The 12690-nt window shown below is 43.5% G+C and carries 6 protein-coding genes, 1 tRNA gene and 2 pseudogenes; all 9 read right to left on the reverse strand.

The features are described 5' to 3' along the window. The coding region (locus Q0314_RS07355; protein ID WP_298057881.1) for an FAD-binding protein at window positions 1-232 on the reverse strand (232 nt) is incomplete at its 3' end. A 375-nt stretch (window positions 233-607) separates the two neighbouring features. After that, window positions 608-1339, reverse strand: coding sequence for a hypothetical protein (locus Q0314_RS07360; RefSeq protein WP_298057883.1), 732 nt, complete (start codon window positions 1337-1339; stop codon window positions 608-610). Between the two features lie 626 nt (window positions 1340-1965). Then, window positions 1966-6015, reverse strand: coding sequence for a DUF4214 domain-containing protein (locus Q0314_RS07365; protein WP_298057885.1), 4050 nt, complete (start codon window positions 6013-6015; stop codon window positions 1966-1968). 414 nt (window positions 6016-6429) lie between these two features. Then, a tRNA-Arg gene (locus tag Q0314_RS07370) sits at window positions 6430-6503 on the reverse strand. Between the two features lie 98 nt (window positions 6504-6601). Continuing rightward, window positions 6602-8680 (reverse strand): elongation factor G, encoded by a 2079-nt coding sequence (gene fusA / locus Q0314_RS07375; RefSeq protein ID WP_298057886.1) that lies wholly within the window; start codon window positions 8678-8680, stop codon window positions 6602-6604. A gap of 12 nt (window positions 8681-8692) precedes the next feature. Further along, a complete protein-coding gene (gene rpsG / locus Q0314_RS07380) occupies window positions 8693-9163 on the reverse strand; it encodes a 30S ribosomal protein S7 (RefSeq protein ID WP_002947591.1) in 471 nt (156 codons plus the stop codon). Between the two features lie 75 nt (window positions 9164-9238). After that, window positions 9239-9646: a 30S ribosomal protein S12 gene (gene rpsL / locus Q0314_RS07385; protein ID WP_004322129.1), complete on the reverse strand. Its 408-nt coding sequence runs from the start codon at window positions 9644-9646 to the stop codon at window positions 9239-9241. A gap of 78 nt (window positions 9647-9724) precedes the next feature. Continuing rightward, window positions 9725-10074 (reverse strand): annotated as a pseudogene (locus tag Q0314_RS07390) (DoxX family protein). Window positions 10075-10239: 165 nt separating this feature from the next. Beyond that, a pseudogene (locus Q0314_RS07395) lies at window positions 10240-12690 on the reverse strand (DNA-directed RNA polymerase subunit beta'); the annotation flags it as partial.

Consider the following 12690-nt stretch of genomic DNA (forward strand, 5'->3'; position numbering starts at 1 on the left):
CGCGTCCCATTTTTTCTAGGATTAGGACTTTATTGCCTTTTTCGGCTGCGGTGATACCAGCTGCTAGTCCTGCAAAACCGGAACCAACGATAACTACGTCCCACTCCTCGTCAAATTTGACGTCTTTAGCGTTAACGGCCGCTTGCGCATTTACTCCGCCTAGAGCTAAAGCTCCGGCACCTACCATACTTAACTTAACAAAATCTCTTCTTGAAACGTTTGAGTTTTTCATAGCTTCTCCTTAAATTTACTTAGCTATTACCTGTAAATCTTTAATTTACGACTCTACTCTAAATACCTTTATTACTCTTGGCGTCTTTTGGGCGTCCTCCTTAGATTAAATTTATTTTAGCTAGTGTTATTATAGGACTTAACTTTAAAGAATAAGCTTAAATGAAGGTGTAATTTGGAATTTATTTGTAATATTTAAAGATTTATTTAGCCTAAAAACGTGATTATATCGGTGTGGGGATGGAATGAAAATAAAATCAAATTTGGTGTGGTTGGGTTTGGGCGGATTAAGGGCTATAAAATAAAAAACTACTAAAAATAATACGAAGATAAAGTCAGATAAAAAATCAGGCGGCATAAGCCGCCTGAAAGGAGATTAAGCCTGATCGAGACTATCGATAGTGATAGTACCTTTTTCAGGATCAACGGTGTATTTTAGGTTTTCTAGGTTTACACCGGCAAGTCTTACGATAGTGTCTTCAGTACCTATCGAATTGGTAGTGCCTGCAGCTACAGCTTTTTTATCATAAACTAGGTATGTATCGCCCTTCCAAGAGAACGCATATAGTCTATCGTTGTGAGCGTCGTAGTATCCATTATCGCCGCCACCCCAGTTGATGTGTCTTACATAGCCGCTTACAGTTTGACCATACGTAGTAGCGCCGTTTGCATCGCTATAGTAAGTTGCGCTAAATCTAAGACCATCGTCTCTAACTTGAGTAGTATCATTCCATAGTCTATTGTGAGCTATGGCGTGATTTACAGCTTGGACTAGAGTATCTAGGCCGGCAACCGTACTCAAATCGGTAAGTTTAGAGTTTACGGTTAGTTTTACGATATTGTGCGCATCGTATAGAGACTTATCGCTACTGCTGATATTGCTTATATACTTATCGCTTGTATTAGACGTCTCTATGACGACGGCTTTTCTTAGGTTTGTAGCAGTAGGCGCCGTTGCGGCAGGTCCTATTTGTCCAGCTATGCCTGAGTTTTGTATTATCGCGCCACTGCCGTGAGGATTTGCGATAGGAGTACCGGCCTTAATACCGACTGCGCCTGCAGCACCGTGGACATCGTTGTATTCGTTAGAATATAGCACGCCGTTCACGATAGTGTGCTGGTTTTGTGCTGTGCCAGTCTCATAGAATTTACCGTCAGTGTTTAAACGCCAGTTGCCAGTGCCTTGCGTAGGAGCTGCCGAATGAACATTTGATGGAGCATAATACTCTATAGTACTACCGTCAACTTTTGTTGCGATCCAAGTTACCCATGTAACGCCCGGAGTAGGGTGAGGAGTTGTAGGGGTTGTTCCTTGTGTCCATCCAGAAGTAGATACCGTTACGCCAGTGCTCTTAGTAGTAGACAAGTCAGCCGTAATAGGAGCGGAACCAGTCTCTACAAACGGTTTTGTAGCGCCGTTTAGGAATGTTTCAGTAGCATACTGACCGTCCGCATTTTTTCCGCCCACGGAGATATTTTGGCTACCGCTCGCTACGATAGTTTTGTCATTTGTAGCGGCACCTGTCTGCCATGCGAGGTCGCCGTATTTTGCAGTATATTCATATCTGTCACCGCCGGCGTGACCGTCTGTACCGGATTGAGCTACTACGCCTTTTTCTACGCCAGGGAGTATAGTAGGTTTAGTGTTTGTGGAGTAATCATAACCGGTTACTTTACTGCTTGGAGGGGTTGTAGACGTATCGCGTTGTCCGTTTACGGTACTACCGGTGATATCTACAGGTTTATTGTACGCAGGAGTTGGACGTCTTTAGCTAGTTTGTTATTAGCAACCTCGGTATGGAAATATCTACCGTTTGTAGCAGGGTTATTGTCACCTGTAGTTCCAGGGTGGTTATAGTCATAGAATTTTACCTTGATATCCGTGGCGTTTCTAGTATGGAACTGCGAATTTGTATAAACAGCATCTTTGTTGTCGCCGGTAGGGTCTTTAGGATCATAGCCGTGCGCAAACCAGTCGGCAAGTTTGATTCTATCGCCAGCCTCGATATTTTTGATGGTTACGATTTTACTTACGCTAGCATCGGTTTTAGCTCTACTTACGTCAAACAGATCGCGTCCTTTACCGCCGTCGATGATGATCTCGGTATTTGTGGCCAAAGTACCTACGTGGATGATGTCGTCTCCGTCGCCTAGATCTACGTTTAGCTTACCAGTGCCGTTATTTGCAGCCATATCGTTAGCTAGCAATACCACGTCGTTACCTTGAGTTCCCTTGATCTCTTTAAGTTTCTCGTGAGCATTTGCACCTAGGTCACTCTTTTCTCTTACTAGTTCAGTAGACGGTCTTGTTAAGTTTGTAGTTGTTCCGTCGACATTTTTATGACTCCACTTGGTACCGTTGAAAGTAGGCGCATCGTTACCGGTAACGCCGGTTCTAGGACCAAAATCAGGTAACGTTGAAGTAGCCTTAAAGTCATTCGCATGCGCAGTACCATAGTTATCAGAAAGAGGATTTTTTAGGTTTGAGTTACCTGCATTGCCGAAACCTTGATTTGCCTCTCTATTGTGCCAGCTGCTATAACCTGAATTAGTAGATCCGCTATGGCTCGTCGTATCTGTGCTATAAGGAACGGTAGATAGGTTTACCCATGAAGTAGATCCTGCTTTTACTTCGCTTAGATCTATCGTTTCTAGTTTTGAAGTAGTCGCGGTGTTAAATTTAGGATTTACTATAAGATTTATGTTTTCGCCCTTAGCGACAAATTTTTTAAGGTCGTTAGGAGAAGCCGTACCGTCATCAAATTTGACGTATACGTCAGTTTTTTCGCCGGTCTGGACGCCGCTTACGTTAAGGTTTACGACATCTTGCTTATCTCCAGGATTTGTTCCGGTTCTAGCTCCGCCGAAATTTACTTTAATTGCATTTGGAGTCGAGCCTTGACCGGTATTCCATCTATCGCTAGCTAGTCCGGTGTCTATTTCAGGGCTATAATACGTAGGCCTAGTAAATACAGCTCCTTTGAAATTAACATTTTGTCCAAACAGCTCGCCTATGTTATATGAGCCTGCCATTTGAGACATATCTATCGTGTTGTTTATGGTTTTGTCGTTACCGATTTTACCCACCGAATTAGTATACGAAGATGAGCTAGTGTATTGTCCGCCGCCGCTTGCAATGCTAACATTGCCTCTTGCATTGCCAGGATTGATCTCTATATCTCTTGCAGCTATATTACCTATCAAAAGATTTGTAATGTTGTTACCGTTTACGCTAAACGTACCCTCGGTAACGATAGAGTTATCAGCTGTTGCGTACTGGAAGTTCCAAGTCGTAGGAGTGGAATCAAAATAGCCCTTCATTGTAGAACCGGTAGTCGGGTTGTTTGCAGCAGTGGTTATGTTGTTTATGGCGTTTACCATCTCAACGTTACCGCCAATGTCATTCAAGTTTACAGAAATAGAACCTTTTGTAAATACACCTTTGCTCGCCTTAAATGAATTTAGGTGCTCGGCAGTGATAGCTATAGACTGAGTAGCGTCAGCTGTGCCTGCACCCGCGCCACTACCTTTACCGATCACGTTATCTACAAAATAAACATTACCGGTCTTGATATTATTTGAAGCAAGACCTCTAGCGTTGATCTGCTCGATATCGTTAAACTCTCTAGTGCCGTAAGCGTCAAAGTTGTCATCGGTATTAATGTTGAAAGCCTTTAGCTTCTCAAAGAAAGTAGCATCCAGGTTACTTAGAATGCTTGACTTTGAATTTACGGTCAACTTCTCAAGAGTTTTCGGTGGCAACGGAATAGTAGAAGATAGGTCGTGAACCGCTATGTTTGTAAGGCTCATGCCCGTAATATTAGCTACGCTATTGCCATATGTGCCGATAGAGTTGAAATTTACGGTTATATCTTTAGCTTTTGGAGCTATGATACCTATACCTTCGTTTGCATGCATTTTATTTGAGTCTACCCAAGCAGCGGTAGCGCCGGCTCCGCCGATCTTTTGAGCATATACGTTTTTATCTACGTTTACGGTTACTCTTTCGCTCTCGTCAGCAGCTACATAAGCGGTAACTTGGCTGCGTAGTCCAGGAGTAACAGCATTTATTATAGCATTGCCGTTAACGTCTTGAGGATCGATTGTGTTTGTTATATTGATCTCTTGTAAATAACCGTTTTTAAACTCGACTCTACCGTAAGGGCCGGAAGCTACATCGGTATTTTCCGGATCAGGCTTGTCTACCGTAACGCTTTTTATAGTAGAGTTCGTAACCACAAGATTGCTCTTTGTTTTTGTGGTGTTAAGAGCCGTTACGTCTGAGCCAGCAAAATCTATACTTGCAGTATCATTTGCCGTACCGGTGTCTACTTTTTGTATATTTACCTTTTCTATGTTGTTTACGGTAAATTTGTTCTCTTTTGCTTTTAATCTTTCGATATTTAGCGTATCTTTACCAGCACCGCCGTCTATATCGAAATTTGTTTTATTTGTTGCGTCTACATCTTTAAAGTCAAGCTTTATAGTGTCATTACCGCTACCGCCTTTTATAACATTTGTAGCACCGATAGGGGTGTGTTGACTAGGGTTAAACTCATACTCTAAATTGTGAGTAAATGCAGAAGCATCGACCTTTTCTAAGCGATCGCTTTCCACCATAAGCTTAACATCGGTAGTACCTTTGACGGATATTGTTTTATAGTGGTTTGTGTTATCACCTGATTTTATAAATACGGTGCTTTTCTCGCCTTTTGTGGTTATGTTTAAATTTTCGATATTTGGGATATCTATACCTGTACCTGCAACGCCAACCACGTTATCTATAGCTTTTTTATGCAAATTTACATTATCTAATGTTAAATTTTGCGTATCATTTGTGCCAGCGATAGTTCCGGTGTTATAATTTAATTTAAACGACTCCGTACTGCTTTTTAGATTTTCAATGGTTAAATCGACTAAATTGTGAGGATTTATGAAATTTATACCATTTTCACTATCTAAGCTTACCTTCTTAAGACCCTCAATATCTCGTGCATTAAAGGTTTTTTTAGTTGTAGCAGTGCTTGTCAAATTTAAGTTATCGATATTTTTGATAAAACCGGTAGTCATACCATTAAAATTATCTTTTACGGTAACATTTAAAGTATTTTCACCCGTTCCGCCATCGATTTTATCGGTAGGTTTGAGAGTGTTTGTAGCAACAAACGAATCTGCAACCGCGTTAAAAATATCTTGTCCAACTCCACCGGTAAGATCATTTGGTTCAGTGGTAAGAGTATGAACCGTAGAAGCAGCAAGAGCGTCTATTTTTGCTTTTTGCTCTTCAAAATTCGTATCGGTCGTAGTTTTTATAATTTCCTGAAACGGTTTATAATCATAACTTCCAGAAACACTTGTTTCTATGTTAGCGATTTTTTCAGCCATATAAGCTGAAATAGCCGTCTTGTTTTCGAAAATTTTAGCCGCAACCGGATCTGCCGCTTTTGCTTCTGCAGACTGAGCTACTTCAAATAGTTTTACAAGAGTTTCGCCTCTTGAATGACCTAGCTGAAGGTGCTTAACCCATGCGTTAATACCATCAGGATCTTTTGTGTAATCTTTACCAAGAATGTTTTTATAGATAAGCTCTATATAGTCTTTGTCTTGGTCTATTCTGCCGCCATAGTACTCTATAGCTGCCGGGGATTCTAGCATTAATTGGGCTATCTCGGCCTGTGTTTTGTTGTGGCCGAAATTAATCCATGCCTTGAATCCAGCGCCTTCGGGGGCTCTGTTAAATAACGCCACATAAAGCTGCGCAACCTCTGCTTGTGTTACTGCCATTAAGGACTCCTTTAAAGTTACTTGATGTTTAGTGTTCTATTTTACAGAATACTATCGCCAATTATACCATAATTTTCTAAAAAAGGAGGGAAATGATTTTTTATTTGATTAACTGATGATTGCTGAATAATTATAATTTATGGATTATATTCATAAGATATTTAGCTTATATTATATAATTTATCTGCATTTTCTTACTATTATATATTTGATTGCATTAAGAAATTTGTACCCGTATAGCTACGATAACATATCACAAATACTTGTTTCAGAAAATTTAGATAGCTTTTTATTTTTGCAAGCTAAAGAATAAATACGATAGGCATCAGAAAATAACTAAAAATCTATATTATGTTTAAGAAGCAACAAATACTCAACAAAAAAGTGAGATTGAATTCGTATATTCCAAAAGAATGTCCCCAGCGAGATTCGAACTCACGGCCTCAGAATTAGGAATTCTGCGCTCTATCCAGCTGAGCTATGAGGACAAAAATATGAAATTTGTAAAAAAATGCCATTTTAACCACAAAGGGCAAAATGGGAATTAAATTTAAAGGCGAGGATTTGCACCCCCGCCAAATTCGGCTTAGCCGTTTCTTTTCTTGATAATCTCTTCGCTGACGTTCTTTGGAACTTCCTCGTAGTGGTCAAATTCCATAGAATAAGTCGCGCGACCTTGCGTCATAGAGCGAAGGTCGGTAGAGTAACCAAACATCTGAGCTAGCGGGCAAAAAGCTGTAATAATCTTGCTTCCGTTGCGCTCGTCCATAGAGTTTACTTGACCGCGGCGTTTATTTAAGTCGCCGATAACGTCGCCCATATAGTCCTCAGGCGTCTCAACCTCTACCTTCATCATAGGCTCAAGGATAACTGCGCCTGCTTTTCTAGCACCTTCTTTGAAGCCCATAGATGCGGCAAGCTTAAACGCCATTTCAGATGAGTCGACTTCGTGGTAACTACCGTCAAATAGGGTAACTTTAACGTCCTCAACAGGATAGCCGGCAAGTACGCCATTTTGAAGCGCCTCTTTGCAGCCTTTTTCAACCGCAGGGATATATTCTTTAGGAACTACGCCGCCTTTGATGTCGTTAACGAACTCAAATCCGCTAGCCGCAGGTAGCGGCTCAAGGCGCAAGAATACGTGTCCGTACTGACCGCGACCACCTGATTGCTTAGCATATTTATACTCTTGCTCAACGGTTTTGCGGATAGTCTCGCGGTATGCAACTTGCGGTTGACCTACTTCGGCATCGACCTTAAATTCGCGCAGCATTCTGTCTACGATGATCTCAAGGTGAAGTTCGCCCATGCCGCTGATGATAGTTTGACCGCTCTCTTCATCGGTGCCTACTCTAAAGCTTGGATCTTCTTGAGCTAGTTTTTGAAGCGCGATGGCCATTTTTTCTTGGTCGGCTTTAGTTTTTGGCTCAACGGCAACGCTGATAACCGGCTCAGGAAAGTCCATTTTCTCAAGGATAACCTTATCTTTTTCGCTAGCTAGCGTATCGCCTGTTAGGGTATTTTTTAGACCCACAACCGCACCGATTTCGCCCGCGTGAAGAACCGAAATTTCCTCGCGTTTGTTTGAGTGCATTTTTAGCAAGCGGCCGATTCTTTCTTTATTATCCTGAACGGTATTGTAAGCATAGCTACCGCTCTCAAGGCTACCGCGATAAACGCGGATAAAGGTAAGCTGTCCGACGAATGGGTCGGTCATAATCTTAAACGCAAGAGCCGCAAATTCGCCGTTATCAGTGCTTTCTACCGTTACTTCGCTACCGTCTTCATAAACGCCTTTGATCGCCTCGATCTCATCCGGTGCAGGCAAATACGCTACTACCGCATCAAGTAGCGGCTGGATGCCTTTATTTTTAAATGCCGTTCCGCAAAGCATCGGAGTTATCGTCATTCTTAAGCAGCCTACTTTGATCCCTTTTTTGATCTCCTCTTCACTTAGCTCCTCGCCTGAGAAAAATTTCTCCATCAAGCTATCGTCGGTTTCAGAAACCGCTTCGATCAACTTAGTGCGGTACTCTTCTGCTTTTTCTTTTACTTCCGCCGGAATCTCTATCTCTTTATAATCAGTCGGCTTTTTGTCGTCTTCCCAAACGTAAGCTTTCATCTTAACAAGATCGACCACGCCTCTAAAGTTATCCTCTGCACCGATAGGAATTTGAATAGGCACCGGATTTGCTTTTAGGCGGTTTCTGATTTGAGACTCGACGTTAAAGAAATTTGCGCCGATTCTATCCATTTTATTTACAAAAACTATTCTTGGGACGTGATATTTATTTGCTTGTCTCCAAACGGTCTCAGACTGAGGCTGTACGCCGCCGACTGAGCAGAATACCGAAACAGCACCATCAAGAACGCGCATAGAACGCTCAACTTCGATAGTAAAGTCGACGTGGCCCGGAGTATCGATCAAATTTATCTGGTGATCTTTCCAAAAGCAAGTGGTAGCCGCAGACGTAATCGTAATGCCGCGCTCTTTTTCTTGCTCCATCCAGTCCATCGTAGCAGCACCGTCGTGAACCTCGCCGATCTTGTGACTCATGCCCGTAAAGAACAAAATTCTTTCGCTGGTCGTAGTTTTACCGGCATCAATGTGAGCAGCGATACCGATGTTTCTAACCATATGTAAAGGGGTTTTTCTATCTGCCATACCAGCCTCCTCTTACCAGCGGTAGTGAGCAAACGCTTTGTTAGCTTCTGCCATTTTGTAGGTGTCTTCCTTCTTCTTGAAAGACGCGCCTTTTGAATTTGCCGCATCAAGTAGCTCGTTAGCTAGCTTGTCGATCATGGTTCTTTCGCTTCTTTTTCTAGCAAAACCGATGATCCAGCGGATAGCAAGAGCTTGCTGGCGAGCTGGGCGAACTTCTACCGGTACTTGGTAGGTAGCGCCGCCGACGCGACGAGATTTAACCTCCATAAGAGGCTTAATGTTTTCGATAGCATCGTTAAACACGTCTATACCTTTTACGTCGCCGCTTTTTTTCTCGATAGCTTTGATAGCGCCGTACATGATCTCGGTAGCGACGCTTTTTTTGCCGTCGTACATAAGAGAGTTAATAAATTTAGTGATTACCTTATTGCCGTAAATTGGATCCGGCATTACTTCCCTGACGGGAGCTTTTCTTCTTCTCATTTGATTATTCCTTCAAATTTTATAAATTTTACTCAAACCTATGCCGCTAATGGCATGGTCTGCGAACCTAAATTTTTATTTCTTTTTACCTGCTGCGGCTGCCGCTTGACCAGGTTTTGGACGTTTAGCGCCGTATTTTGAGCGAGAAACAGTTCTTTTCGCAACGCCGGCTGTATCAAGAGCGCCGCGTACGATGTGGTATTTAACACCCGGTAAGTCTTTAACACGGCCGCCGCGCACTAGCACGATGCTGTGTTCTTGTAGGTTGTGGCCTTCACCGCCGATATAGCTGATCACTTCAAATCCGCTTGTAAGCCTAACTTTGGCAACTTTTCTCAAAGCCGAGTTTGGTTTTTTAGGAGTCGTAGTATAGACCCTAGTGCAAACTCCTCTTCTTTGAGGACACTCTTTTAGCGCTGGAGATTTTGACTTAAAAGTCACTTTCTTGCGCTCTTTTCTGACCAATTGATTAATGGTTGGCACAGTAATTCCTTTCGACTAAATTTATTAAAAAGACTTGATTTTATTTAAATTTGGCTTAATATAAGGTAAATTTCATCTTTAACACTGAATTTTATCGCGCCAATCTTTTCTAATCGCGTGTTTTCCGCTTCCGTTAAAGATGATGCAGAGCGACAAGGCGATGTAAAGATATAAAATTTCAGCTTTAAAGCCGCCGACATTTGTAAGCTCAAGTAAATTTCCAAGTCTGTGGTGGGCGCATATTATCGTTAGACTCGTGCCGATAACGAGCTGCTCCAATCCTTGAAAATATCCCTAAAATTATCATTATCGGCGCAACAACCTCGCCTATATAGGAGCCGTAAGCCACAATCTCAGGCAAGCCGGCTTTTTGTTAAAATACTTTTTACGCCGCCTATGCCGTGTAAAATTTTCGCAAAGCCGTGCATAAAAAGCCAGGCACCAAGCCCTAGTCTCGCAAACAAAATTCCCAAATCGAAATTTTTCTTTTTTACTCCAAATTTTCAAATTTAAAGGATTGATTTTATCCGGCTAGCTTTAAAACGAGGCAAATTTAAGCCCCGCCGAATTTGGCGAGGCTTGTGGGGTTAAATTTAGTTTTGTTTTAGCTTGATCTTTTGATCTTGATAAAGACCCGTTCCGACAGGGATCATGCGTCCTAGAATGACGTTTTCTTTTAGATCCTCGAGGTGGTCGATCTTAGCTGCGATCGAAGCCTCAGTTAGAACCTTAGTCGTCTCTTGGAACGATGCGGCCGAGATCACGCTATCGCTTCCGATAGCAGCGCGCGTAACGCCTAGCAAAATAGGCTCGGCGATCGCAGGATTGCCGCCCATTCGCATTATGCGCTCGTTTTCTTCCTTAAATCTAGTTCGAGAGATCATATCGCCGGTGATAAAATTCGTATCGCCGCTATCGACGATCTTAACCTGACGAAGCATCTGGGAAACGATGATCTCAATGTGCTTATCGGCGATCGCAACGCCTTGAGAGCGGTAAACTTGCTGAATTTCGCTGATCAAATAATAATGTAGCGCCTTCTCGCCCAAAATTCTCAAGACGTCGTGGCTTGAAATTAGTCCGTCGGTTAGCTTCTCGCCGGCGTGGATAAATTCGCCGTCGCGAACCTGAATTTGACGAGTTTTGTCTATCAAGTACTCGGCAGTCGCACCGTCGTCGGCCTCGATCACGATACGCTCTTTGGAGCGAAGCGGTTTTTCAAATCTTACGGTGCCGTCGATTTCAGCGATGATAGCCGTATTTTTTGGACGTCTAGCCTCAAATAGCTCGGAAACGCGTGGCAAACCGCCCGTGATGTCTTTCGACTTCGCGACGGCTTTAGGTGTCTTAGCTAGGATATCGGCTTGCTTCACTACTTCGTCGTTGGCTACAAATATCGCGGTTTTTGGCTCTAGCTGATAGCGGATCACCTTGCCATCATCGGTGCTGATCACGATCGTAGGCTTGATGCCCGAAGGCAGATACTCGTTGATAACTAGACGGCTCTGACCGGTCGCCTCGTCGTACTGCTCTGCGGCGCTATAACCAGGCTCGATATCCTCGTATGTCACTCTACCTGCAGCCTCGGCGATGATCGGCGTAGAGTACGGATCCCACTCGGCTACGACGGTTTTTTCTTGGCTTTCAGGCTCGGAGATGACCGCCTTGCTATCCACGATGTCGCTATCGTTTGCTTTTATGATAGAGTTTCGCGGGATATAGTAGCGAACCGCCTCTCTATCGTCCTCGTCGGCAACCACGACAAATAAGCCTTTTTCCGTTACGACGTGACCTTTTTTGATATTTCTTAAGCGCTCTAAATAATCGCCCTTTAAGATGTAAAATTTAAGTACGCCGTTTGCGCCCGCAAGGATTTTCTTAGCGATCGGCTCGCCGTCTTCTACCTTTATTTCGCTCGCAAACGGGATACGTTTCGGTACGTTCCATCCTTCTTTGATGACCTCGGCGATACTTTCGTTTTCTTTAACAGAATCGCCGTCGGCATAAGAGATGTAAATTTTACCCTCGACCTTACCGCTAACGCCGGCTAGCTCGTTAGGTTTCGCTAGGTCGCCTCTTCTTAGAGTGTATTTTACCTCTTCTTTTTTACCTTTTACGATGATGTTTACGTCCTCGTGAGCGATCTCGATCTCGATCTTTCCGTCAAACGGAGCTTTGATCTTAGGCTCGACGAGCAAGACGGCCGAGTTTCTGCGATTTGCCACGATTCTCTTACCGCCGTTTTCGTAAACGTTTAGATTGTAGTATCTTATAAAGCCCTCTTTTTGCGCGACGACTTGGTAGTCTTGCTGCTCTGTAGATGCCGTACCGCCGATGTGGAAGGTTCTTAGCGTTAGCTGAGTACCGGGTTCGCCGATAGATTGAGCCGAGATGATGCCGACGGCTTCGCCCGGTTTTACCAGCTTTCCTTCGCCCAAGTTCACGCCATAGCATTTCGCGCAGACGCCTTTTGCCGCTTTGCAAGTTATCGGCGTTCTGATGCTGACAGATTTTATACCAGCTTCGGTTATCGCTTTGGCTTTTTCCTCATCTATAAGAGTACCTTCATGAAATAAAATATCGTTTGCTATCGGATCGATCACGTCGTCGGCTAGTACGCGGCCTAAAATTCTCTCTTCTAAACTCTCGATAAGCTCGCCGTTGTCGGTGATCTCGGTGATCTCGACGCCCTCATGGGTGCCGCAGTCGTGCATAGTGACTTTCACGTTTTGCGCGACGTCGATTAGCTTTCTGGTTAGGTATCCGGCATTCGCCGTTTTTAGCGCGGTGTCCGCAAGACCTTTTCTAGCACCGTGGGTTGAGTTAAAGTACTCAAGAACGTTTAGACCTTCGCGGAAGTTTGATATAATCGGAGTCTCGATGATCGAGCCGTCAGGCTTCGCCATAAGACCGCGCATACCGGCTAGCTGGCGAATTTGCGCCGCAGAGCCTCTCGCGCCGCTGTCTGCCATCATATAAATAGAGTTAAATCCGCCTTTGTCTCCCTGGATGAGCTTCATCATCTCGCCTGCGACGACGTTGTT

It is taken from the genome of uncultured Campylobacter sp., assembly GCF_938040115.1.
GTDB lineage: Bacteria > Campylobacterota > Campylobacteria > Campylobacterales > Campylobacteraceae > Campylobacter_A.

Coding starts and splice junctions, on each gene's coding strand:
- Q0314_RS07365 (WP_298057885.1), bottom strand. CDS start 6,015: ATGGCAGTAACACAAGCAGAGGTTGCGCAGCTTTATGTGGCGTTATTT.
- fusA (WP_298057886.1), bottom strand. CDS start 8,680: ATGGCAGATAGAAAAACCCCTTTACATATGGTTAGAAACATCGGTATC.
- rpsG (WP_002947591.1), bottom strand. CDS start 9,163: ATGAGAAGAAGAAAAGCTCCCGTCAGGGAAGTAATGCCGGATCCAATT.